Annotated in this window: 24 protein-coding genes and 1 tRNA gene; 12 read left to right on the forward strand and 13 right to left on the reverse strand. The window is 69.8% G+C overall.

From position 1 onward, the window contains the following. Nucleotides 1-131: 131 nt before the first annotated feature. The 4 genes from MA875_RS09620 to MA875_RS09635 all read left to right on the forward strand — a co-directional run bounded on the left by MA875_RS09620 (nucleotide 132) and on the right by MA875_RS09635 (nucleotide 4531). Nucleotides 132-1169, forward strand: a complete 1038-nt coding sequence (locus tag MA875_RS09620; RefSeq protein ID WP_248242067.1) for an iron ABC transporter substrate-binding protein — start codon at nucleotides 132-134, stop codon at nucleotides 1167-1169. 218 nt (nucleotides 1170-1387) lie between these two features. Beyond that, a complete protein-coding gene (locus tag MA875_RS09625; RefSeq protein ID WP_248242068.1) occupies nucleotides 1388-2782 on the forward strand; it encodes an ABC transporter permease in 1395 nt (464 codons plus the stop codon). Then, a complete protein-coding gene (locus MA875_RS09630) occupies nucleotides 2779-3810 on the forward strand; it encodes an ABC transporter ATP-binding protein (protein WP_248242069.1) in 1032 nt (343 codons plus the stop codon). The genes MA875_RS09625 and MA875_RS09630 overlap by 4 nt, the downstream gene beginning before the upstream one ends. A 64-nt stretch (nucleotides 3811-3874) precedes the next feature. After that, a complete protein-coding gene (locus tag MA875_RS09635) occupies nucleotides 3875-4531 on the forward strand; it encodes a YqaJ viral recombinase family protein (RefSeq protein ID WP_248242070.1) in 657 nt (218 codons plus the stop codon). 10 nt (nucleotides 4532-4541) lie between these two features. On the opposite strand, the gene MA875_RS09640 is transcribed toward MA875_RS09635, so the two are convergent. Further along, entirely contained in the window at nucleotides 4542-5045 is a 504-nt protein-coding gene (locus tag MA875_RS09640; RefSeq protein WP_248242071.1) for a 2'-5' RNA ligase family protein, read from the reverse strand. 72 nt (nucleotides 5046-5117) lie between these two features. Here MA875_RS09640 and MA875_RS09645 point away from each other — a divergent pair, with 72 nt between their 5' ends. Both MA875_RS09645 and MA875_RS09650 read left to right on the forward strand, forming a co-directional pair. Further along, a complete protein-coding gene (locus MA875_RS09645) occupies nucleotides 5118-6827 on the forward strand; it encodes an MDR family MFS transporter (protein WP_308221516.1) in 1710 nt (569 codons plus the stop codon). A gap of 23 nt (nucleotides 6828-6850) precedes the next feature. Next, nucleotides 6851-7309, forward strand: coding sequence for a MarR family winged helix-turn-helix transcriptional regulator (locus MA875_RS09650; protein WP_248242073.1), 459 nt, complete (start codon nucleotides 6851-6853; stop codon nucleotides 7307-7309). A gap of 66 nt (nucleotides 7310-7375) precedes the next feature. Here the strand turns inward: MA875_RS09650 and MA875_RS09655 are convergent, their stop codons facing one another. The 3 genes from MA875_RS09655 to MA875_RS09665 form a co-directional block, all read right to left on the reverse strand. Beyond that, on the reverse strand, nucleotides 7376-8377 hold the full coding sequence (locus MA875_RS09655; RefSeq protein WP_248242074.1) for a sugar phosphate isomerase/epimerase family protein: 1002 nt from the start codon (nucleotides 8375-8377) through the stop codon (nucleotides 7376-7378). A 55-nt stretch (nucleotides 8378-8432) separates the two neighbouring features. Next, the gene (locus MA875_RS09660; protein ID WP_248242131.1) at nucleotides 8433-9575 is read right to left on the reverse strand and encodes a Gfo/Idh/MocA family protein; all 1143 of its coding nucleotides are present in this window, start codon (nucleotides 9573-9575) and stop codon (nucleotides 8433-8435) included. An 85-nt stretch (nucleotides 9576-9660) separates the two neighbouring features. After that, nucleotides 9661-10710 carry a substrate-binding domain-containing protein gene (locus MA875_RS09665; protein ID WP_248242075.1) on the reverse strand — a complete coding sequence of 350 codons (1050 nt, stop codon included), beginning with the start codon at nucleotides 10708-10710 and terminating at the stop codon, nucleotides 9661-9663. Between the two features lie 226 nt (nucleotides 10711-10936). Between MA875_RS09665 and MA875_RS09670 the strand changes: the two genes are divergently transcribed. The 4 genes from MA875_RS09670 (at nucleotide 10937) to MA875_RS09685 (ending at nucleotide 15851) form a co-directional block, all read left to right on the forward strand. Then, entirely contained in the window at nucleotides 10937-12412 is a 1476-nt protein-coding gene (locus MA875_RS09670) for a sugar ABC transporter ATP-binding protein (RefSeq protein ID WP_248242076.1), read from the forward strand. Next, nucleotides 12409-13467 carry an ABC transporter permease gene (locus MA875_RS09675; protein ID WP_248242077.1) on the forward strand — a complete coding sequence of 353 codons (1059 nt, stop codon included), beginning with the start codon at nucleotides 12409-12411 and terminating at the stop codon, nucleotides 13465-13467. Before MA875_RS09670 ends, MA875_RS09675 begins: the two co-directional genes overlap by 4 nt. 35 nt (nucleotides 13468-13502) lie before the next feature. After that, nucleotides 13503-14690 (forward strand): ROK family transcriptional regulator, encoded by a 1188-nt coding sequence (locus MA875_RS09680; protein ID WP_372492560.1) that lies wholly within the window; start codon nucleotides 13503-13505, stop codon nucleotides 14688-14690. Nucleotides 14691-14819: 129 nt separating this feature from the next. Next, the gene (locus MA875_RS09685) at nucleotides 14820-15851 is read left to right on the forward strand and encodes an NADP-dependent oxidoreductase (RefSeq protein ID WP_248242078.1); all 1032 of its coding nucleotides are present in this window, start codon (nucleotides 14820-14822) and stop codon (nucleotides 15849-15851) included. On the opposite strand, the gene MA875_RS09690 is transcribed toward MA875_RS09685, so the two are convergent. After that, the gene (locus MA875_RS09690) at nucleotides 15838-16752 is read right to left on the reverse strand and encodes a LysR family transcriptional regulator ArgP (protein ID WP_248242079.1); all 915 of its coding nucleotides are present in this window, start codon (nucleotides 16750-16752) and stop codon (nucleotides 15838-15840) included. The genes MA875_RS09685 and MA875_RS09690 overlap by 14 nt on opposite strands. A 72-nt stretch (nucleotides 16753-16824) precedes the next feature. On the opposite strand from MA875_RS09690, the gene MA875_RS09695 reads away from it, so the two are divergent. Next, nucleotides 16825-17481, forward strand: a complete 657-nt coding sequence (locus MA875_RS09695; RefSeq protein WP_248242080.1) for a LysE/ArgO family amino acid transporter — start codon at nucleotides 16825-16827, stop codon at nucleotides 17479-17481. On the opposite strand, the gene MA875_RS09700 is transcribed toward MA875_RS09695, so the two are convergent. The 7 genes from MA875_RS09700 to MA875_RS09730 form a co-directional block, all read right to left on the reverse strand. Next, complete coding sequence (locus MA875_RS09700; protein ID WP_248242081.1) at nucleotides 17461-18525, reverse strand: NAD(P)H-dependent flavin oxidoreductase; 1065 nt, start codon at nucleotides 18523-18525, stop codon at nucleotides 17461-17463. The genes MA875_RS09695 and MA875_RS09700 overlap by 21 nt on opposite strands. Before the next feature lie 83 nt (nucleotides 18526-18608). Beyond that, nucleotides 18609-19301, reverse strand: coding sequence for a 50S ribosomal protein L1 (gene rplA, locus MA875_RS09705; protein WP_248242082.1), 693 nt, complete (start codon nucleotides 19299-19301; stop codon nucleotides 18609-18611). A 14-nt stretch (nucleotides 19302-19315) separates the two neighbouring features. Further along, nucleotides 19316-19747 (reverse strand): 50S ribosomal protein L11, encoded by a 432-nt coding sequence (rplK, locus tag MA875_RS09710; protein WP_248242083.1) that lies wholly within the window; start codon nucleotides 19745-19747, stop codon nucleotides 19316-19318. A gap of 100 nt (nucleotides 19748-19847) precedes the next feature. Beyond that, on the reverse strand, nucleotides 19848-20873 hold the full coding sequence (gene nusG / locus MA875_RS09715) for a transcription termination/antitermination protein NusG (protein ID WP_248242084.1): 1026 nt from the start codon (nucleotides 20871-20873) through the stop codon (nucleotides 19848-19850). Between the two features lie 89 nt (nucleotides 20874-20962). Continuing rightward, nucleotides 20963-21229, reverse strand: a complete 267-nt coding sequence (gene secE / locus MA875_RS09720) for a preprotein translocase subunit SecE (RefSeq protein ID WP_248242085.1) — start codon at nucleotides 21227-21229, stop codon at nucleotides 20963-20965. Between the two features lie 44 nt (nucleotides 21230-21273). Next, nucleotides 21274-21346, reverse strand: a tRNA-Trp gene (locus tag MA875_RS09725). Nucleotides 21347-21489: 143 nt separating this feature from the next. After that, nucleotides 21490-21957: a pyridoxamine 5'-phosphate oxidase family protein gene (locus MA875_RS09730; RefSeq protein ID WP_248242086.1), complete on the reverse strand. Its 468-nt coding sequence runs from the start codon at nucleotides 21955-21957 to the stop codon at nucleotides 21490-21492. Nucleotides 21958-22099: 142 nt separating this feature from the next. On the opposite strand from MA875_RS09730, the gene MA875_RS09735 reads away from it, so the two are divergent. Next, on the forward strand, nucleotides 22100-22903 hold the full coding sequence (locus tag MA875_RS09735) for an IclR family transcriptional regulator domain-containing protein (RefSeq protein WP_248242087.1): 804 nt from the start codon (nucleotides 22100-22102) through the stop codon (nucleotides 22901-22903). A 33-nt stretch (nucleotides 22904-22936) separates the two neighbouring features. Here MA875_RS09735 and MA875_RS09740 read toward each other — a convergent pair whose 3' ends face one another. Next, nucleotides 22937-23431, reverse strand: a complete 495-nt coding sequence (locus MA875_RS09740) for an Lrp/AsnC family transcriptional regulator (protein ID WP_248242088.1) — start codon at nucleotides 23429-23431, stop codon at nucleotides 22937-22939. Nucleotides 23432-23462: the final 31 nt, after the last annotated feature.

The following is a 23462-nucleotide window of genomic DNA, read 5'->3' on the forward strand; positions in this document are numbered from 1 at the left end:
AGCGGTCTTCGGCTCCGTCCATGCTACGCCGCGCGCAGACGTCCCGCCAAATCGGCGTCTCCGTCGATCTGGTTAGGGTAGCCTTACCATGGCGCTTCCGCCTTTCCCCTGCTCCCCCAAGGATGTCCTGCATGCCCTCTCGCCGCTCCCCGCTCCTCGTCGCCGCCGTCGGCGTCGTCGTCCTGTCGCTGACGGCGTGCGCCGGACAGACGCCCGCTGACCCGGGCATGCCCTCGGACGAGCCTCAGACGCTCACGGTGTACTCCGGCCGGGATGCCGAGCTCATCGACCCGCTCGTGGTCATGTTCGAGGAGCGGTCGGGAATCGACGTCGAGGTGCGCTACGCCGGGACCACCGAGCTGGCCGCCCAGCTGCTCGAAGAGGGCGATCGCACGCCCGCGCAGGTCTTCATCTCTCAAGACGCCGGGGCGCTCGGCGCCGTCTCCGACGCCGGCATGTTCGCGACCCTCCCCGATGAGATCACCTCGCTCGTGCCGGCCGAGTACACCTCGTCGGATGGATCGTGGGTGGGATTGACCGGACGCGCGCGGGTGATCGCCTACGACAGCCAGAAGTACAGCGCTGACCAGGTGCCCGGCGACGTCCTGGCACTCACCGAGCCCGAATGGGCGGGAAAAGTGGGCATCGTGCCGAGCAACGCCTCCTTCCAGGCGTTCGTCACCGCGCTGCGCGTCAGCGAGGGAGAAGACGTGGCGAGGGCCTGGCTGGAGGCCCTCGTGGCGGGAGATGCCCCGATCTACGCGAGCAACGGCGAACTGCTCGAGGCCGTCAATTCCGGCGCCGTCGACCTCGGGCTGATCAACCACTACTACTGGGCTCGATCGGAGCAGGATCCCGCGACGCTCCGCGCCCAGCTGAAGTTCGGGGACCCCGGCTCGATCTCGGCCCTCGTCAACGTCACCGGCGTCGGGGTGCTCACCGGGGCAGGTGACTCACCCGAGGCCGCCGCCCTGGTCGAGTTCCTCGTGTCGGAGGAGGCGCAGACGTACTTCCGCGAGGAGACCTTCGAATACCCGCTCGTCGGTGACCTTCCCGGGCCCGAAGGCGTTCCCGCCCGCGAGGATCTCGGCGCCCCCGACATCGACCTGTCCGATCTCGCCTCGCTGCAGGAGACGGTGGCGCTGATCACCGAGGCGGGGCTGCTCTGACCGCCGCGCCGGTCTTCGCACGTCCGGGGCGACGCTCTCGGACGTCGTCCCGGCGCGCACCGCTGCCGCTCCTCCTCGTCGCCGGGATCGTCGCGGCATGCGCGGCGGCACCCCTCGTTCAACTCATCGTCCGGGCGGCGTCCGGCGGCGCCGAGGCGGCGGCTGCGGCACTCCTGCGACCGCGCACCGTCGAGCTGCTGACGAACACGCTGCTCCTCGTGGTTACGGTGAGCGTCGCGGCCCTGCTGCTGGGGATCGCCCTCGCCGTCGCAGCGGTGCGGGTGCGCCTTCCCGGACGGCGTCTGTGGTGGGTGGCGCTGTGTCTGCCCCTCGCCGTCCCGAGCTTCGTCGCCGCGTTCGCCTGGACGGCGACGTGGCCGACGGTCGACGGCTTCTGGCCGCTCGTCATCGTCCTCACCCTGTGCACCGTGCCCTATGTGACCCTTCCGGCGATGGCTGCGCTGTCCAGTGTCGATGACGGCCTCGTGGACGTCGCCCGGACCCTCGGGAGGAGCCGCGCGCGGGTTTTCCTCACCGTTGTGCTCCCGCACGTCCTCCCCGCTGCCGCCGCCGGAGCGCTGCTGGTCGCGCTGTACACCCTGTCCGACTTCGGCGCCCCGGCGATCCTCCGGTTCGAGACGCTGACGACCGGCATCTACGCGCAGTTCAGCAGCGGATTCGACCGCACCCTGGCCGCCACCACCGCTCTACTCCTGGCCGTCGTGGCGGTGTTCTGCGTCGCGGGCGAGCGCGCCATCCGTCCGCGACCCGCGCGTATCCGGGCGGCGGTGACCTCACGTCCGGCGACCGGGTCAGGTCGCGCAGGCACCACCCTGATCCTGTGCGGACTCGGTGCGGTCACCGCAGCCGCCGTGGCCTTCCCGCTCGTGGCCCTGGGTATACGGATGCTCAGCAGCGACCGATACTCCTCGTCGCCCACCGACCTCGTCGGCGCTCTGACCACGACCCTCGGCGTCTCCGCGCTGGCTGCCACCGTCGCCGTGGTCCTCGCGCTGCCGGTCAGCTTGCTGGCGGCTCGCTTCCGCGGCCCGGTCGTCGCCGGAGTGGAGTCGGTCTCCTACCTCGGGCACGCACTCCCCGGCGTCGTGGTGGCGCTGGCCCTGGTGACCCTGTCGCTGCAGTTCTTCCCCGGCGCCTACCAGAGCATCCTCGTCCTGCTCGTGGCCTACGCCATCCTGTTCCTGCCCAAGACCGTCGGCGCCTCGCGCACCGCCGTCGCCCAGGTTCCGCCGGAGCTCGAGGAGGTCTCGCGCTCGCTCGGCCGCGGCCCCGTCCGCACCTGGATGCGGGTGACCCTCCCCGCGGCGCTTCCCGGCATCCTCGCGGGATGGGTGCTCGTCGCCACCGCCGTCGCCAAGGAGCTGCCCGCCACGCTCATGCTGCGTCCGATCGGATTCGAAACCCTCGCCACCGAGCTGTGGAGCAAGACGTCGCTCGGCGCCTACGGCGCGGCCGCCCCCGTGGGGATGCTCCTCATCGTCGCCGGTGTCGTACCGGCGCTGCTGCTCGCGCGCGGACTGGAGCGCCGACGTGGATCGGACAGCACGGCCTCCGCCGACGCCCTCGCCGACACCGTGAGGAGGGAAGCATGACGACCCACGTGGAGCAGGTGCGCGCCGCGTACGGGGATCGCGAGGTGCTGCACGACGTCGATCTCGACATCGGTCCCGGCGAGCGGGTGAGCGTGCTCGGGCCGTCGGGGAGCGGCAAGTCCACACTGCTGCGCGTCATCGCAGGCCTGCATCCCGCGGTCGGCGGACGTGTCGTCATCGACGGCCAGGACGTCACCTCCCTCCCCCCGGAGGCCCGCGGGATCGGACTGGTGCCGCAGGAGGGCGCGCTGTTCCCGCACCTGGATGTCGCCGCGAACGTCGGCTACGGCATCCGAGGCCTCCGCCTCCGCCACGCGCACCGCGATCCCCGCGTCCGCGACCTGGTGGAGGTCGTCGGTCTCGGCGACCTCCTGCGCCGCCGCCCCCACGAGCTGTCCGGAGGTCAGCGGCAGCGCGTCGCCGTCGCCCGCGCGCTCGCGCACGAACCGCGTCTGGTGCTGATGGATGAGCCGTTCAGCGCGCTGGACGCCGGCCTCCGGCAGCAGGTGCGCGACGATGTCACCCAGATCCTGCGCGACCGCGGTGTCGGGGTGGCGCTCATCACGCACGATCAGGAGGAGGCGCTCTCGCTCGGCGATCGCGTTGCGGTGATGCGCGACGGCCGGATCGTGCAGCACGGCACCCCCCGGGAGGTGTACACCACCCCGGTCGACACGTGGACGGCGCGTTTCCTCGGCGAGGCCCTGGTACTGCCGGCCGTGGCCCGCACCGACCGGGCCACCTGCGCGCTCGGCGACATCGCGCTCGCGACCCCCGCGCAGGGCACGGTGCAGATCATCCTGCGGCCCGAACAGATCACCCTGGTCGCCGCGTCGAGCCCGGCCTCGGGCCCCGGCTCGGGAGAGGTGACCCGCGTGCGCTACTTCGGGCATGACGTCCTGGTCGATCTGCGACTGACAGGCGGGACCGGACTGACGGTCCGTACCGGTCCCGACATCCACGTCTCCGCCGGTCAACGCGCGGCGATCTCGGTGCACGGCGCCGCGGTTGCGGTCGCCTCCGACTGAGCGCACCGCCCGAGGCGGGTGTCGTGTCCTGCGACCACCGCCACCCCGGGTTACCCTCGAACGCGTGACCCCCGAACTCGCCGCCCGCATCGTCGCGGATTCCCGCGATCGGGTCGCGTGGGTGCGGGCCCGCTCCCGGGGGATCACGGCGACGGATGTCGCTGCGCTCACCTCAGAGCGCGCCATCCCCCGAGCCGCCGACGCCAAGCTCATGGGCTCGAACTTCTCCGGCAACGCCTACACCGCTCATGGGCGCATCCGCGAGCCCGAGATCGCCGCGTGGGTCGCCGCGACCCACGGGATCCGGCCCTCCAGCGCGCTCTTCCACGCCGAGGTCGAGAAGCGCCACCTCGCCACCCCCGACGGCATCGCCGTCGATCCCTCCGGCCGCGTGGTGCTCGCCGAGATCAAGACGACGAAGAAGGCGTGGCGCAGCATCCCCCGCACCTACCTGCGTCAGGTGTGGTGGCAGCAGCACGTCCTCGGGGCCGAGCGCACGCTCGTGGTCTGGGAGGAGCACGACGGCTTCGTTCCGGTCGGCGACGAGCCGCGCTGCGCCTGGGTCGACCGCGACGAGGTCGAGATCGGTCGCCTGGTGCGCCTGGCGACATCCCTCATCGACGAGCTGTACCGACGCACGCAGCTGAGCCGGGCAGAGCGGATGCCGCAGCCCGCCGCGCCGCTCGCCCAGCCTTACCGCGCTCTCGCCCTCGCCGACTGATCGCCGGCGGTCAGCGCAGCGTCGTGACCATCCGGGTCGTCGCGTCCCAGATGCGCAGTCCCGTGACCTCGCCCACGTGCGGGGACAGGTCCACCGCCTCGACGGCAGCGCCGAGGTCAGCGAGTCCGACCCGCCGAGCCATCGTCAGGTGCGGAGTCCACCGATCGGATGCGGTGTGCGCGTAGCGCTCGGCGGCCGGGCCGATCGCGGCGTCCACCCGGCGATGGAACTCCGCCAGCGGCGCGGTGACGACCACCTGCCAGCTGATGACCGCCTGCCCGGGGCGCGGGAACAGCAGCACGCCGCCCAGGCGCAGGGTGAGCGGAAGCACGTCCGCGAGACCCGACAGCCCGTCGAGGACGGGCGAGTCCCGCACGGCCACGGTGATGTGGGGCCGGTTGCTCTCTCCGGTGTGCCGACCGGCGCTCGGCAGCCCGGCGTCGATCAGCCGGCGCCACGCCGCCCGCGCGAGCGCATCGGTCGCGGGGTCCGGGAGCACCTCGACGCTGATCACTCCTCCATCCTCCCGCCCACGGCGGCTCGGATGACGCGCTCCTTTTCGTTGACATAGATCAACCGTCGGCGTATCGTTGATGTAGATCAACTTTCAGGAGGACAGATGGCCGCGCCCGCAGACGCCGCACCCGCAGACGCCCGACCCGCTCACCGGCCCGGTGTGGTGAAGGCGCTCATCGGCCTCCTCCTCGGCATGTTCGTGTCGATGCTCGCCTCGACCGTCGTCTCCACCTCGCTCCCGGTGATCGTCCACGACCTCGACGGCGACCAGGCCGCCTACACGTGGGTGGTGACCGCGACCCTTCTGACCACCGCCATCTCCACGCCGATCTGGGGAAAGCTCGCCGACCTGTTCGACCGGAAGCTCCTCATCCAGATCGCCATCGTCATCTTCGTGCTCGCGACCGCTGCCGCCGGCTTCTCGCAGAACCCCGAGACCCTCATCGCGTTTCGCGCCCTGCAGGGCGTCGGCGCCGGCGGTCTGGCCGCACTCAGCCAGGTGATCATGGCCGACATCATCAGCCCGCGCGAGCGCGGCCGCTACATGGGTCTGTTCGGAGCGGTCATGGCGGTGGCCACCATCGGCGGCCCCCTTCTCGGCGGCGTGATCACCGATGCCTTCGGGTGGCGGTGGAACTTCTTCGTCGCCCTCCCCGTCGCCGTCGCCGCCCTGATCATCCAGCAGCGCACCCTGCACCTGCCGAAGCGGCCGAGCCGCGCGGTGCGGATCGACTACGTCGGGATCGTGCTGCTCAGCGCCGCGGTCTCGCTGCTGCTGGTATGGGTGACGAACGCCGGCACGTCTTTCGACTGGTGGAGCCTCCCGACCGCGCTGATGGTCGGCGGATCGGCCCTGGCCACGCTTGTCTTCATCGTCGCGGAACTGCGCACCCCCGAGCCCCTCATCCCGCTCCGCCTGTTCCGCAGCGCCACGTTCACCCTCGCCGTGATCGCCTCGATCGCGACCGGCATCTCGATGTTCGGCACCACCGTCTTCCTCAGTCAGTACATGCAGATGGCACGGGGGGCGACCCCCACCGAGGCGGGCATCATGACGATCCCGATGATCGCGGGACTCCTCCTGGCATCGGTCATCGTCGGTGCGCTCATCTCGCGTCACGGCCACTGGAAGCCGTACCTCGTCGTCGGCGGCATCCTTCTCACCGCGGGGAGCGCGCTGCTCTCGACGATCCACTACGACACCCCGTTCGCCCTGGTATCGCTCTACATGTTCCTTCTGGGCGCAGGCGTCGGCATGACCATGCAGAACCTGGTCCTCGTCGTGCAGAACACCGCCGATCCGCGCGAGATGGGTGTGGCGAGCTCGGGCGTGACCTTCTTCCGAAGCCTCGGCGGCACGATCGGGGTCTCGGTGATGGGCGCCGCACTCGCGAGCCAGGCGACGACGCTCACCGGGGAGCGCCAGGGTGACATCGCCGCGGCGCTGTCGGATCTCGGCACGCAGGGGGCGACGCTCGCGCAGGAGCTGCAGTCGGGCACCATCCCGCAGGTCGCCGCCCTCCCCGAGGCGCTCCGGGTGATCTTCGAGGACATCTACGCCCAGGCGATCGCGCACTCGTTCCTCATCGCGGTCCCGGTGGCGATCGTCAGTCTCATCGCGATCGTCTTCCTCCCGAACACGCCGCTGAATCGGATGACGACGACCGAGCGCATCCACGCCGGCGAAGCCGACCTCGCCACCGTGTCGACGAGCACGGGGATGAACGCCCTCCCGGCCACGGGGCGCACCACAGCCTCACGGGTCGCGCGCCGGCGGTGAGGACGACGTTAGTCTCGAAGGCGATGAGCGCCGCACCCGACCCCGACGCCCGCACGGAGGCCGTGCGGGCGCTCGAGGCGGAATTCAGCGGTCTCATCCATCAGGTGCGCCGGATCGTCAGTGAGAACGCCGAGCGGGTGAGCCCCGGCATGCTGCCCGCCGCTTACAAGGTGTTCACCACGATCGTCCGCCGCGAACGCGTGACGCAGTCGGAACTCTCCGAGATGCTCGTCGCCGACAAGGGCCAGATCAGTCGCACCGTGCGCGAGCTCGAGGAGCTGGGGCTCATCGGACGCGAACCCGATCCCACCGACCGCCGCTCCAGCATCCTCTTCCCCACTCCGTTCGGCCTGGAGCGGCTCGCCAAGGCTCGAGCACCGCAGGAGAGCACGCTCCTGCACACCCTCGAGGAGTGGTCGATCGACGACATCCAGACCCTCACCCGCCTGCTGCACGCGCTCACCGCACGCGAACGCCCCTGAACCCGTCGCTTCCGACAGTGGTACCGGGGCCCGCACGCTCCCCCGCCGCGCGGGCCCCGGAGCTCGCTACTTCGAACTGAACGCGGCGTCGAAGGCGGCGTCGGGGGGTGTGATGGCGTTGAGTGTGCGGACGAAGGCGAGGGCTTCGGGGGCGCCGTGGAGGCGGTCCATGCCGGCGTCTTCCCACTCGACGCTGGTGGGTCCGGTGTACCCGATGGCGTTCAGCGCGCGGAACACCGGCTCCCACGGGACCGCCCCGTGACCGGTGGACACGAACGTCCACCCCCGGCGCGGGTTGGCCCACCCGAGGTGGGAGCCGAGGACCCCGTTGCGGCCGTCGAGGTTGGTGATGGATTCCTTCACGTGCACGTGGAAGATGTGATCGGCGAAGTCCAGGACGAAGGCCACCGGATCCAACTGCTGCCACATGAAGTGCGACGGGTCGAAGTTCAGCCCGAAGCTCTTGCGGTGGCCGATCGCCTCGAGCGTGCGCTTGGCGGTCCAGTAGTCGTACGCGATCTCCGAAGGGTGCGCCTCCAACCCGAACCGCACACCCTCCTCCTCGAACACGTCGAGGATCGGGTTCCAGCGGTCGGCGAAATCCCGGTACCCCGCCTCGATCCACTCCTCCGACGCCGGCGGGAACATCGCCACCGCCTTCCAGATCGACGACCCGGTGAACCCGTTCACCTGGGTGACACCCAGCCTCGCCGCCATCCGCGCAGTGTCCTTGAGGTCCTCCGCCGCCCGCTGACGCACCCCCTCGGGGTCGCCGTCGCCCCAGACACGGTCGGACAGGATGTCCCGATGCCGCTGGTCGATCGGGTCATCACACACCGCCTGACCGGTGAGGTGATTCGAGATCGCCCACACCCTCAGACCGTTGCGCTCCAGGATGTCCTTGCGCGACTGCACGTAGTCGGCGTCATCCCACCGGGACACGTCCAGGTGATCACCCCAGCACGCGATCTCGAGACCGTCGTACCCCCACTCGCCCGCCAGGCGCGCCACCTCCTCGAAGGGGAGATCCGCCCACTGGCCGGTGAACAACGTGATCGGTCGCGCCATGCTGTCGTCCTCTCTGAAAGGTGCCGGAGACGTGCGTCACCCGGGCTCGGAATGGTCAACGGGTCGTCTGCCACGCGCCGTCGGCCGCCGACGAGCGCTCCACGGCGTCGAGGACCCGCTGGACGTGGAGTCCGTCCGCGAAGGACGGGGTGGGGTCGGTGCCCTCGGCGATCGCCGTGACGAGGTCGACGACCTGGTGGCTGAAACCGTGCTCGTACCCGAGCATGTGACCCGTGGGCCACCACCGGTCGGCGTAGGGGTGGGAGGGCTCGGTCACGAGGATCCGTCGGAACCCCTGCTCGGACTCGGGGAGTGTGGCGTCGTAGAACTCCAGCTCGTTCATGCGCTCCAGGTCGAAGGCGAGAGCTCCGCGCGAACCGGAGATCTCGATCCGGAGCGCGTTCTTCCGGCCGGTGCGGAAACGCGTCGCCTCGAACGAGGCCAGCGCCCCTCCCGAGAGCCGGCCGGTGAACAGCGCGAGGTCGTCGACGGTGACTCGGCCTCGTTCCGTGCCGGCCGTTCCCGACAGCCCGACGCCCTCGGCCATGACCGGTCGCTCGGTGACGAGCGTCTCGAGGATGCCCGAGACGCGGTCGACGGTCTGTCCGGTGATGTACTCGGCGAGGTCCACCGCGTGGGCACCGATGTCACCGAGCGATCCGGAGCCGGCGATGTCCTTGTTCAGACGCCAGGTGAGGGGTGCGTTCTCGTCGGCGAGCCAGTCCTGCAGGTACTCCGCTCGGACCTGGCGGATCTCGCCGAGCCGACCCTCGGCGACCAGCTGCCGCGCGAAGGTCGTTGCGGGCACCCGCCGGTAGGTGAATCCCACCATGGAGCGCACCCCCGCTCTCGCTGCCTCCTCGGCGGCGGCCGTCATGGCCTCGGCCTCGGCGACGGTGTTCGCCAGAGGCTTCTCGCAGAGGACGTGCTTCCCGGCGCGCAGGGCCGCGATCGCGATCTCGGCGTGGGTGTCGCCGGGGGTGACGATGTCGACCAGGTCGATGTCGGACCTCGCGATGACCGCGCGCCAATCCGTCGCCGCCTCGTGCCAACCCCAGGTCGCGGCGGCCGCTGCGGCGCGAGCGCCGTCGCGGCCGACGACGACCTGCATGACCGGATCGAGGGGAAGATCGAAGAACCGCGGGGCGACCCGCCAGCCCTGCGAGTGCGCGGCTCCCATGAAGCCGTGCCCGATCATGGCGACGCGGAGCTGGTCTCCCACGCGATTCTCCCTTCGAAAGGCGGGGCGCCCGAACGGTGTCGGGCGCCCCGCGGTGGTTGTGTCAGGACTCGAACGACAGGTCGATGAACTCCTCGACGTTGTCCTTCGTGACCACCGGCGCGTCCAGGACGACGCGGTTCGGCACGCTGGGCGTGATGAGGTCGCCCACCGTCTTCTGCTGGGCGATCAGGCGCGCCAGCGCGATGCCGTCGGCCGCCTGCGTGGACGGATAGATGACCGTGGCCTTCAGCACCGAGTCATCCGCCTGAATGGCTTCCATCGCATTCCGCGACCCGGCGCCGCCCATCATGATGAACTCGTCGCGGCCCGATGCCTCGACGGCGGCGAGGACACCGATGCCCTGGTCGTCGTCGTGGTTCCAGATCGCGTCGATCTGCGGGTTCGCCGCAAGCAGCTGCGAGGCGGCCGCCTCACCGCCGGCGACGGTGAAGTCGGCGGCGACACGCGCCGAGACCTCGAGTCCGCAGTCCGACAGGGCGTCTTCGAATCCCTGGGAGCGGTCCTGGGTGAGCGGCAGGGAGTCGATGCCCGCGATCTCGGCCACGACCGCGTCGGGGTTGTCCCCGACCTGTTCGCAGATGTAGGTGCCCGCGCTGACGCCCATTCCGTAATTGTCGCCCAGGATCGTCGTGCGCGCGGCGAACGGGCTCGAGAACTCCCGGTCGACGTTGATCACCGGGATGCCCGCCTGCATGGCCTCGATCGCGACCTCCGTGAGCGCGGCGCCGTCGGTCGGCAGCAGCACGATGGCGTCGACGCCGTCGTTGATGAACGTCTCGACGGCGGCGATCTGCGCGTTGGCGTCGTTCGTCCCCTCCGCGACGCGCAACTCGACGTCGTCGAAGCTGTCGGCGGCGGCCTGCGCCCCCGAGTTGATGGCACCGAGCCAGCCGTGGTCGGCTGCGGGACCCGAGAAGCCGATGACCACGGTGTCTCCGCTCTCGGCGTTCTCCTCGACGCTCGTCCCCTGATCGACGACGTCCTCCTCCTCGGCGCCGGTTCCGGTACATCCGGCCAGCAGTCCGATGGATGCCACGACTGCGGCTCCGGCGATGATGAACCGCCCCCGCCCCCTCGCGAGTGTGCGCATTCTTTTCCTCCTCGAAATGTGATGCAGCGACGCCAGCGGTCCCTCGCGCCCCGAGCATTCCGAGGAGTCTTCGCTGACGGTGGGACTGTACGTCAGTGCGACGACGTTTGTCCACCTTTTGTCCGCGCGTCCGGCAAAAGTGGGGATATCGCTAACTTTTCTCGCGTGTTAGGTTCACCCCGTGATCAAAGATGACCATGCTTCGCCGTTACTCGACGTACGCGGGGTGACCAAGAGCTTCGCCGGCGTCCGGGCGCTGCGCGGGGTCGATCTGCAGGTCACCGCGGGAGAGGTGCACTGCATCCTCGGGCAGAACGGCGCGGGGAAGTCGACGCTCATCAAGACCCTCGCGGGTGTCCACCGCCCCGACGACGGCACGATCGTCTGGCGGGGCGAGGAGGTGGAGATCTCCACGCCGGAGGCGGCGATCGAACTCGGCATCGCCACCATGTACCAGGAGCTCGACGTCGTCGACGGGCTCACGATCGCCGAGAACATCTTCCTCGGCCACGAAATCGCTCGCGGCGGCTTCACGAAGCGCTCGGCGGCAGCCGAGAAGACCCGGGAGCTTCTGGCCCGACTCGGCCACTCCCGACTGTCGCCCCACACCGAGGTCGGGGAGCTGAGTGCGGCGAACAAGCAGATCGTCTCGATGGCCCGCGCCCTCTCGCACGACATCAAGCTCATCATCATGGACGAGCCCTCGGCGGTGCTCGACACCGAGGAGGTGCGAAACCTCTTCGGTGTCGTCCGAGAGCTCACCGCCGCGGGGATCGCCGTGGTGTACATCACGCACCGCCTCGAGGAGATCCGGCAGATCGGCGATCGCCTGACCGTCCTGAAGGACGGCCGCACGATGGCCACCGGGCTCTCCGTCGCCGACACCCCGACCTCCGAACTCATCCGACTGATGACCGGACGCGACGTCGCGAACGTCTTCCCACCCGCCGCGCCCGTCCCCGCCGATGCCCCGGTGATGCTCGAGGTGCGCGATCTCGCTCTCGCCGGGGTGTTCGAGGGAGTGTCCTTCGAGGTCCGCGCCGGAGAGATCGTCGGACTCGCCGGCCTCGTGGGATCGGGGCGCTCGGAGATCCTCGAGACGGTCTACGGCGCCCGGCGATCATCGGGAGGTACCGTCCGCGTCGGCGGCGCCGCCCTCCGGCGAGGCTCGGTGACCGCCGCGGTGTCGGCGGGTGTGGGGCTGTCGCCCGAGGAGCGCAAGAGCCAGGGGCTCGTGATCGACGAATCCATCGCCATGAACGTGACGCTGTCGAGCATGCGTCGATTCTCCCGCGGGGGGTTGCTCGACTTCCGGCGCGAGAAATCCGTCGCTCTGGAGCAGATCGCCGCACTGGAGCTTCGTCCCGCCGACCCGGATCGCCCCGCGGCGACCCTCTCGGGTGGCAACCAGCAGAAGATCCTCCTCGCCCGCTGGCTGGTGCACGGCACCCGCGTCCTGCTCCTGGACGAACCCACGCGTGGCGTCGACGTCGGCGCACGGTCGGAGATCTACGGACTCATCCGTCGGCTCGCCGCCGCCGGCAACGCGATCGTCATCGTCTCCAGCGAGATCGAAGAGGTGCTGGGGCTTGCCGACACGGTCCTGGTCATCGCCGACGGGCGCGTCCTGACCAGTCTCCCCGCCTCTGAGATCGACGAGCACGGCGTGCTCGATCTCGTCATGAAAGGACAAGCCGCGTGAGCGAGCAGCGAACCGTGACCGACCGGCCGGGCGCCGGCAGTCCGACCCCGCCGGCGACGGGAGCGACCGAGACCCCGCCGCCCCCGTGGCGACGCCTCCTCTCGGGCTCGGTCGGACGCAATCTCGGGCTCGTCCTCGCCCTCCTGCTCCTCGTGGTCGTCGGAGCGGTCACGGCGCCCGACACCTTCACCAGCCTCGACAACATGCTGACGATCCTCCGGCAGGCCTCCATCATCGGGGTGATCAGCATAGGGATGACGCTGGTGATCATCTCCGGCGGCATCGACCTCTCGGTCGGGGCGATCATGGGCCTGGCGTCGGTGGTCGCGACGATCGCCGCCGTGCAGGATCTCGCCGATCAACTCCACTGGTCCGTGATGATCGTCATCGCTCTCGCGGTCGGTGCGGGTGCGGGCCTGGTCAATGGCATCGTCATCGCCTACGGCAAGGTGGTCGCGTTCATGGCGACCCTGGCGATGCTGGTCGCCGCACGCGGGCTCGCCGAGATCCTCGCAGAGCGCCGCACGCTCGTCGTCGAGGAACGCGGCTTCATCACGTTCATGAACACCGACATCCTCGGTGTCGACATGCTGATCTGGATCTTCGCGGTCGTCGCCGCACTCGGGTGGGTGCTGCTGAACCGCACCACCTTCGGACGGCGAACGGTCGCGATCGGCGGAAACCGCGAGGCGGCGCGCCTCGCGGGCATCGACGTCAAGCGCCACACGATGTGGCTCTACGTCATCTCGGGACTCACTGCCGGAATCGCCGCGGTGATGATCCTCGGGCGGACCACCGCCGGCACGTCGACGCACGGGCTGCTGTACGAGCTCGACGCCATCGCCGCCGTCGTCGTCGGCGGCACGCTCCTCATCGGCGGACGGGGGACGATCACCGGCACCGTCTTCGGCGTGCTGATCTTCGCCACGCTCACCAACGTCTTCGTCCAGAACAACCTCAACTCCTCTGTCCAGGCGGTCGTCAAGGGCGTCATCATCGTCGTGGCCGTCCTGCTGCAGCAGCGCTTCGCCCGTCCCGCCGGCCGCGCGACGTGACCGACGTGCGCGCTCGGATGCGCGACACTGGGAACGTGCCCAGAGAGACCCGCGACTCCCCCGTCTCGTCCGGAGTGGGCGAGGTGTTCCAGCTCCTTCGAGACGGCGTGCCGCGCACCCGCGCCGACCTGGCCAAGACGACGGGATTGGCGAGGTCGACCGTCGCCGCGCGAGTGGACGCGCTCGTGCGCTCGGGCCTGGTCACCCCGGTCGGCGATGCGCTGTCCACCGGCGGGCGTCCGCCCTCGCAGTTCGCGCTGAACCCGCAGGCACGGGTCGTCCTGGCCGCCGACCTCGGCGCCTCTCACGCCCGCGTGGCGCTCACAGACCTCAGCGGGCTGAGCCTTGCGGAGCGCAGCGAAAGCATCGCCATCTCCCTCGGACCCGAGCAGGTCCTCTCCTGGGTGGTCGAGACGGCCGAGCAGCTGCTGGACGAGGCCGGCCGCGATCGCGGCGACCTCGCGGCGATCGGAATGGGCGTGCCCGGCCCTGTCGAGCACGAGAGCGGACGGCCCGCGAACCCGCCGATCATGCCCGGGTGGGATGGTTTCGAAATCCCCGCCTGGATCGGTCGCCACCTCGAGGCGCCGGTCCTGGTGGACAACGATGTGAACATCATGGCGCTCGGCGAGCGCTCGGCCGCCTGGCCGACCGTTGATCACCTCATCTTCGTCAAGGTCGCCACCGGCATCGGCGCCGGCCTCATCTCGGGCGGCGCACTCCAGCGGGGAGCCCAGGGTGTGGCCGGCGACATCGGTCACGTGCGGGTGCCCGGTGGCGCCGACATCCCCTGCCACTGCGGCAACCGGGGATGCCTGGAGGCGCTGGCATCCGGCCCGGCGATGGCCCGCACCCTGCGGTCTCAGGGGATCGACGCACACGATGGCAGCGACGTGGTGGCGCTGGTCAAGCAGGGCAACGTCGAGGCGGTGCAGACCGTCCGCCAGGCCGGACGCGACATCGGCGAGGTGCTCACGACGTGCGTGAGCCTCATCAACCCCTCGGTCATCGCGATCGGCGGTTCCATGGCCCGCGTCGGTGAGCATCTCCTCGCGGGCGTCCGCGAGGTCGTCTACACCCGCTCCATGCCGCTGGCGACCGAACACCTCACGATCGCCCAGTCGGTCACCGCCGAGCGGGCGGCCGTCCTCGGCGCGAGCATGCTGGCCGTCGAGCACGCCCTGTCCCCCGCGTCGCTGATCCGACAGTTCGAGGCGCGCTGAGACGATGGTGGGCGACGCCGTTCTTTAGCACCGGCGTAACACGGGTGAGACAAAGGCCCGATGTACTGAGTCTCACCGACCCATATGCCTGCGTCCCCGACGAGGGGTGGCGCGAGAAAGGAGCGACCGATGCGATTCCGGCCGCTGCGATCCCCCTCTCCTCCGCAGGCACCGGCGGCGCCGCCCGATGCGCCGCCCGACACCATGGCAGCGATCACGCTCGCCGCCGCGGGCGGCCCCGAGGTGCTGCGGTATGACCGCGCGCCGACACCGAGCCCCGTGCTCAGCGAACTGCTCGTGCGCGTCGTGGCGGCGGGGGTCAATCCGATCGACGCCAAGACCCGAGCGGGTAGCGGCGTCTCGGCCGCACTCGGCGACGCCCCCGTGGTTCCGGGATTCGACTTCAGCGGCGTGGTCGTCGCCTCGCCGTTCGAGGCGCACCCCCTGGCGCCGGGCACCGAGGTGTTCGGCATGGTGCCCTTCCCCCGCACCGGAGGCAGCTACGCCGAATACGTCGTCGTTCCCTCCCAATCGGTCACGCGCAAGCCGTCGTCGCTGTCGCACGTCGAGGCGGCCGGAGTGCCGCTGGCCGCCCTCACGGCCTGGGGACTGGTGGTGGAGACCGCGCACGCCCATGAGGGGCAGCGCATCCTGATCCACGCCGGCAGCGGCGGGGTGGGGCACTTCGCGGTGCAGTTCGCGGCGTACTTCGGCGCCCACGTGACGGTCACGGCATCCGCACGCAACGCCGCCTGGCTGCGGGAGCTGGGCGCGGCCGTGGTCGTGGACTACACCTCCACGCGCTTCGAGGAGGTCGTCGGCGAGATGGACGTGGTCATCGACCTCGTCGGCAACGCCGTGGACCGCACCGCCAGCCGCTCCCTCCAGGTGCTTCGCCCTGGCGGACTCTACGTCCTGGTGCCCACGGGCTCCTGGCCCGACTACGCCCAGGCCGCCGAGGAAGCGGGAGTGCGCGCGACGTCGTACAAGGTGATCCCGGACGGGGGGACGCTCGCGACCATCGCCCGCCTCCTGGACTCCGGCGCGGTGCAGGTCTACATCGACCGGGTGTTCGACCTGAACGAGGCCGCGGCTGCGCACACCGAGCTCGAGCAGGGACACACGCGCGGGAAGATCGTTCTGCGGGTCAGCGACGACTGAGCCCTCCCCCGGCACCGGTGAGCACGCGCCTCCCCTCGGCGACGATCGCCTCGGCGACGGCATCCAGCAGCGGTGAACGCAGGTTCCACTGCTGCCACGTCAGAGGCACATCCACGGTCGGGCCGCCGAGCGCGACGAGGTCGCCCGAGGCCAGACCCGCCGCCGCCTGTGCCGTCGGCAGAAGCGCCCATCCGAGCCCCAGGCCCGCCGCTGCGGCGAAGTCGTGCGAGGCGGGCACGTAATGACGCGGCGGCGCGCCCGCCTCGACCCCGCGCGCCTGGAGCCAGCGGCGCTGCAGATCATCGCGGCGGTCGAAATCGATGAGCGGAGCGACCGCCAGAGCATCGACGCTCACCCCGTCGGCGAACCACCGGTCGTGGAACGCGGGCGTGGCGACGGCGTGGTACCGCATCCGACCGAGTGGGACGGCGCGACAGCCGGCGACCGGCTCCTCTCGTGAGGTGACAGCGCCCATCACGGTGCCCGATTCGAGCAGGCCCGCGGTGAAGTCCTGATCGTCGCGGTGCAGATCGAAGACGATCGGATGCCGCTCGGCGAGGGTCGCGAGGGGGACGAGGAACCATGTCCCCAGGGAATCGGCGTTCACGGCGAGGGGAACGGAGACCCGGGCGCCTGCCGCGGGGTCGCCCGACAGTCCTGCGATCGCGTCATGCTCGAGCAGGGCGAGCTGGCGCGCGAGGCGCACGACCACGACACCGGCAGCCGTCGGCCGGGTCGGCCGCGAGCGGACGAGAAGCACCTGTCCGAGCAGCGACTCCAGCGCCTTCACCCGCTGACTGACCGCGCTCGGGGTGATGCGCAGCCGCCGCGCCGCGGCATCGAGGGTACCCTCGTCTACCACGACGGCCAGGGTCTCCGCCAGATCGAAGGGTATCCTCATATTAAGCAATGCTAATGCTACTGAAGAAAAGTGAACTGGTGCTTAGCACCTCCGGACCCGTAGCGTGCAGGGGTGCTCATCCCCCTCCTCGCCGGACTCGGCCTCGGCTTCTCCCTCATCATCGCCATCGGCGCGCAGAACCTCTTCGTGCTGCGGCAGGGGCTGCGGCGAGAGCACGTCCTCGTCGTCGCCGCGCTGTGCGCGGTCTCCGACGCCCTGCTCATCGGGCTCGGCGTCTCGGGGATCGGTCTGGTCCTCCAGGCCCTGCCATGGCTCGTGACGGCGGTCCGCTGGGCAGGCGCCCTCTTCCTCGTCGGCTACGGCCTGCTGGCAGCCCGGCGGGTGTGGCGCCCGAACGGCGACGCCCTCTCGCTGCGGGAAGAGGGGGATGCTGCCGTGCAGACCGTGAGCGCGGGCCGCACGGCTACCACGACGCGCACCCGACTCCTTCCCGTCGTCCTCACCACCCTCGCCCTCACATGGCTGAACCCCCATGTCTATCTCGACACGGTGTTCCTGCTGGGCTCGGTCGCCAACACCCACGGTGAGGAGCGCTGGCTCTTCGCGGCGGGGGCGATGACCGCAAGCGTCGTGTGGTTCTTCGGTCTCGCGCTCGGCGCCCGATATCTCGGCCGGTGGCTCTCGAGCGCCCGGTCGTGGCGGATTCTCGACGCGGTGATCGCCGTCGTCATGATCGCACTCGGGGTGTCACTGGTGCTGCCGCACTGATTCCGGGAGGCCGGCCACGAGCTCGGCGAAGACGTCCGCGGCGTCGGCGTGCCGGGCCAGTCCCGCGGCTTGACCCGCCCACAGCGAGGCGAAGCGGGCGTCGCCCCGCCGAGCAGCCTCGGCCCGGAAGCGCCCGGTCAGCCAGTTCTGGGCGGGGAAGGGTGCGATGGCCGCACCGGCCTCGAGGACGCGGACGGCATGATTGGGTATCCCCCGCGCCCATCGCCCGCTCATCGCCCGAGTGAGCACCGTCGTGGTGTCGTGCGCACGGGAGATCTCGTCGCGATGAGCCTCCGAGGCGGACGACTGCCGGGTGCGCAGGAACGCGGTCCCGACCTGCACCCCCGACGCCCCGAGGGCGAACGCCGCGGCCACACCCCTGCGGTCGGCGATCCCGCCCGCAGCGATCACCGGGATGTCCACGGCGTCGACGACCTGCGGCAGGAGCGCGAATGTCCCCACCAGGGACAGCTCGGGCGCCCCAAGGAACGACACCCGGTGCCCGCCCGCCTCCGCACCGCTGGCGACCACCGCGTCCACACCCGCCGCTTCCAGCGCCTGCGCTTCCGCGACCGTCGTCGCCGTCCCGATCAGGCGGATCCCGCGACTGCGGGTTGCCTCGACGAGGTGTGCGGAGGGCACACCAAAGACGACGCTCAGGACGGCGGGCGCGGCATCGAGCACCGCGGTGAGCTGGCCGTCGATGTCGGGCAGGAAGGCGACCGGTGGGCGCGGGAGGTCGAGTCCCAGCTCGGCGAAGAGGGGTGCCGCCGCCGCCGTCGCCGCGGTGAGATCCACGTCAGCCGGGTGCACCTCATCCCCCGTCGGCAGCCACAGATTGACGGCGAAAGGGCCGGACGTCGCCGACCGGAGGGCGGCGATCGTGTCGCTGATCCGATCAGGCTCATAGCCGTACAGTCCGTACGCGCCGAGGCCTCCGGAGTTGCTGACGGCGGCCGTCAACTCCACCGAGGACAGCCCTCCGAACGGACCGAGCAGGATGGGGGTGGCGACACCCAGCAGGTCGGAGAGATCGGCGCCCATCCCCCGACGCTACCCGGTGGCGACAGACACGGGAACGACGAAGGGCCCCGCCCTGAGGCGGAGCCCTTCGTGTACGTCGGCGATCAGGCCAGGGAGTTGACGTCCAGCGGGATGCCGGGGCCGAACGTGGTCGACACCGCACCCTTCTGGATGTAGCGGCCCTTCGAGCTCGAGGGCTTCAGGCGGATGATCTCCTCGAGGGCGACCTTGAGGTTCTCGTCCAGCTGCTCCGCGCTGAAGGAGGCCTTGCCGACGACGAAGTGCACGTTGGCGTGCTTGTCGACGCGGAACTCGATCTTTCCGCCCTTGATGTCCTCGACCGCCTTGGCGGGGTTCGGGGTCACCGTGCCGGTCTTCGGGTTGGGCATGAGGCCGCGGGGGCCCAGCACCTTGCCGAGACGCCCGACCTGGCCCATGAGCTCAGGCGTGGCGACGGCGGCGTCGAAGGCGGTGTAGCCGCCCGCGACCTTCTCGATGAGCTCGGCGCCGCCGACCTCGTCCGCACCGGCCGCGATGGCCGCCTCGGCCGCGGGGCCGGTGGCGAAGACGATGACGCGCGCGGTCTTACCGGTGCCGTGGGGCAGGATAACGGTGCCGCGCACCATCTGGTCCGCCTTGCGGGGGTCGACCGAGAGCTTCAGCGCGACCTCGACGGTCGAGTCGAACTTCGCCGACCCCGTCTCCTTGGCCAGCGCCACGGCTTCGGTGGGCGAGTAGAACGTGTCGGCCGCGATCTTCGCGGCGGCGGCCCGGTAGGCCTTTGACTTCTGTGCCATGGTTATTCTCCCCCTCAGTCCTCGACCGTGATGCCCATGGAACGGGCGGTGCCGGCGATGATCAGCGAGGCGGCCTCGATGTCGTTCGCGTTCAGGTCGGGCATCTTCGTCTCGGCGATCTGACGCACCTGGTCCTTGGTGAGCTTGCCCACCTTGGCCGTGTGCGGCGTCTGCGAACCCTTCTGCACGCCCGCAGCCTTCTTGATCAGCTCGGCAGCCGGCGGGGTCTTCAGGATGAAGGTGAAGCTGCGGTCCTCGTAGACGGTGATCTCGACGGGGATGACGTTGCCGCGCTGCGACTCGGTCGCGGCGTTGTACGCCTTGCAGAACTCCATGATGTTCACACCGTGCTGACCGAGCGCGGGGCCGATCGGCGGTGCCGGGTTGGCGGCGCCGGCGTTGATCTGGAGCTTGATCAGGCCGGTCACCTTCTTCTTCGGTGCCATGTCGTTTTCCTTTCTTCGAACCGGATGCCGCGGCATCCGCTTCTCCCGCACATCCGGCGTTTCCGGACCGCGGTTCCCCGGGCCTGCGGCCCGGAAGTCTTTACAGTTTGGTGACCTGGTCGAACGACAGCTCGACGGGGGTCTCGCGCTCGAACAGCGAGACGAGGACCGTGAGCTTGCCGCTCTCGGGCTTGATCTCGCTGATGGTGCCGGGAAGGCCCGCGAACGACCCCTCCTTGATGGTGATGGTCTCGCCCACCTCGAAGTCGACCTCGGCCGGGATGCTGCGCGCGGCGGCGGGAGCACCCTTGGCCGAACCCTTGGCGGGAGCGACCTCCTTGACCTCGACCAGGCTCTTGAGCATGGTGAAGGCCTCTTCGAAGCGGAGCGGGGTGGGGTTGTGGGCGTTCCCCACGAACCCGGTGACACCCGGCGTGTGGCGCACGACCGACCAGGTGTCCTCGTTGAGATCCATGCGCACCAGCACGTAACCGGGGATGCGCACGCGGGTGACCATCTTGCGCTGGCCGTTCTTGATCTCCACGACGTCTTCCATCGGGACCTCGACCTGGTAGATCTCGTCCTCGACCTCGAGCGTGGACTTGCGCTGCTCGATGTTCGCCTTCACCTTGCGCTCGAAGCCGGCGTACGAGTGGATGACGTACCACTTGCCCGGGAGCGACCGCAGCTCGGCGCGGAAGGCCTCGAACGGGTCGAGCTCCTCCTCGTCGTCGGCGGCGCCCTCGCGGTCGTCTTCGCCGTTGACATCCGGACCGTCGTACGGGGTGACCTCGTCGGCGGCCTCGGCCTCGAGCTCGGCGATCTCCTCGGCGACGGAGTCGGTGAGGACCTCGGCGGCAGCCTCGGCCTCTGCGGTCTCGTCGATGTTCAGGGCGTCGTTCACGATGGCGTCTGCCTCCGGGTCCTGGATCTCGATGTCGTCGAGCTCTTCGGTGTCGTCCTCGACATCGTCCTCGTCGTCGACGATGTGGATGGCGCTGTGCTCGGCGGGCGTGTTCGCGCGCTCCTCGAACTCGAGGATGTTGCCCTCCTGGGCCTCGTCCTCCTCGGAGGACTGCTCGGCCGCGGGCGCCCAGTCGGCGTCGTCGACATATCTTTCAGACACTTGTGTTCTCTTCCTCTGTCGTGACCGGGGGATCCGGCTCGACGCATTGCGCGACGCCACCGGACGAACCCGGTGGGCGCGTTGTCGGCTCAGGCGCCCGGAATACCGAAGACGTACTGCGCGATCCAGACGAACAGCACGTCCAGTCCGTACACGATCGCCATCATCACCAGGACGAAACCGAGCACCACGGCGGTGAACTTCACCAGCTCCTGCCGCGTCGGCGTGACGACCTTGCGAAGCTCGGCGAAGACCTGTCGGATGAACAGGACGATGCGCGCGAAGAAGCTGGGCTTCTTCTCTCGGGGTGCGTCGCTGCGCGCGACCACCTCGTTCTTCGGCTCGTCCTGGAGCATGCCACCCACCTGATTGTTTCCTCGTGCCAGCAGACGCTGACGCGCAGGGCGGACAGGAATCGAACCTGCAACCTGCGGTTTTGGAGACCGCTGCTCTGCCAATTGAGCTACCGCCCTAAGGGTCGGAAGACCCCGGGATGCCTGCAGACTTCTGCCCCTGCCTGGAGGGAAGGACGGCCCGACCGGCGGGCACGGCGAAAGAATGCAGACTTCAACTGCATCCCCCAGTCTACGGCATGCCCGAGGACCCCGCGAATCACTCAGTACGACGCGACGCCGTACCGCTCCGGCTCCGGGCCGCGGGGGAACGCCCGTCCCGAGACGGCATGGGCGACGATGCGGACGTAGATGTACTTCAGCGTCGGGATCCACGGCGACAGCCCCAGGCCATCGGCCCGCTCGACCTCGGCGGAGGTGTCCAGCCGCCGCGCTCGACCGCGCACGACCACGCTCCACGCCTCGTCATCGCTGTAGTCGTCGACTTCGAAGAGCACCTCGTCGTTGACCGTCAGCTCGATCAGCTTGCTGCCCTCGGCGGTACGGAAGAGGATCGTGCCGTCGTCCACGACGTAGTTCACCGGGAAGATGTCGAGCACATCGCCGACGTGGGTGACCAGGCGCCCGAGCACCTGGCCTCGCAGCCGTTCCCAGCACTGATCGTCATCGAGGGCGGTCACCGCATCGTCGCTGTTCTGGAAGGCATCGTTCTGGAAGGCACTGTCGCGCATGGTCACCATTGTGGCGTGCCCGCGGGAGGCGGGCCAGACCGCAGGAGGAGCGCGCCACCCAGGATCCGACGCGTGGGCCTGGATCGTCCGATGCGTTGCTATCGTGATCTCCGCTTCGCAGTGAGATCAGGAAGGTCCGCGAATGAGCGATGATGACGCGCGCGGCGGTTCGGGCGATTTCGTACGGTCGCTGGATCGCGGGCTCGCCGTCATCCGCGCCTTCTCCAACGAACGCGACCTGCTGTCCCTCGCCGACGTCGCCAAGATCACCCACCTCAGTCGCGCCTCGGTGCGTCGGGCGCTGCTCACCCTGGAGACCCTGGGGTATGTCGGGAGCCGTCAGAACCGGTTCTACCTGCGACCTCGCGTGCTCGACCTCGGATACGCCTTCCTGTCGTCCTCCAGCCGGATCGACATCGTGCAGGACCACCTGCGACGGCTGTCCGCTCGCATCGGCGAGTCCGTTTCGGCCTGCGAGTACGACGACGGCGACGTCGTCTACGTGGCCCGCGCTGCGGCCGAGACGATCATGCCCATCCGTCTCGGCATCGGCCGGCGGCTGCCGGCGTTCTGCACCTCGACCGGACGCGTGCTGCTCTCCGAGTTCGACGACGCGGCCCTGGACGAATACTTCCGCACCTATCCGCGCGAGAAGCTCTCGCCCGCGACGATCGTCGACGAGCAGGAGCTGCGGGAGCGCATCGCCGAGGTCCGGCAGCAGGGCTGGTCGCTGAACAACCAGGAGGTCGACCTCGGCGCGCGCTCGGTAGCCGCCCCGGTCATCGGTTCCGACGGGCGCTACGTCAGCGCCGTGAACATCTCCGTGTCGACCTCGCGGGTATCGGTGGAGCAGCTCGTCGCCGACTACCTGCCGCAGCTGCTCGACGCCACCCGCGCCATGAGCGCCGATCTTGCGCTGCTGGATCGGCGCAAGACGTACGAGTAATACCAAGAGGAATCTGCCCATCCCGGAGGAGGCTCAACGGAAAGAGTCGACCACCGCGTTCCGGTGATAGTCGAAGATGATGTTCGTCCGCGTCGAGGCCACGCGGTCGTGACCCGAGATCTGCTCCACGACGAAACGGCGCAGCGCCGAGGAGTCGGTGACCGCGACGTGGACGATGAAGTCATCGGCGCCGCCCAGGAAGAACACCTGGACGACCTCGGGGAGCGAGCGGGTGTGCTCTGCGAAATCGGTGATGCTCGCCTGGCGCGCACCGGGGCGAAGGGTCACCCCGACCAGAGCCTGAAGCGCCACGCCGAGCCGCGCCTGCGCGACGCTGGCGGTGAAGGACGAGATCACCCCCCGGTCGATGAGTCCGCGCAGGCGGGTGTGCGCGGTCGAGGGGGCCACGCCGACCCGCTCCGCCAGGGCGGCGTTGGTGATCCTGCCGTCGGCGGTGACCGCCTCGAGGATCCGTCGGTCGATCTCATCCAGGGGAACCGGGCGTGGATCGTTCGGTTCGAGCGCCATTCAGGGCCTCCTTCTCCGACGGAAGCCCGCC

The organism is Microbacterium kunmingense (assembly GCF_023155745.1).
Taxonomy (GTDB): domain Bacteria; phylum Actinomycetota; class Actinomycetes; order Actinomycetales; family Microbacteriaceae; genus Microbacterium; species Microbacterium kunmingense.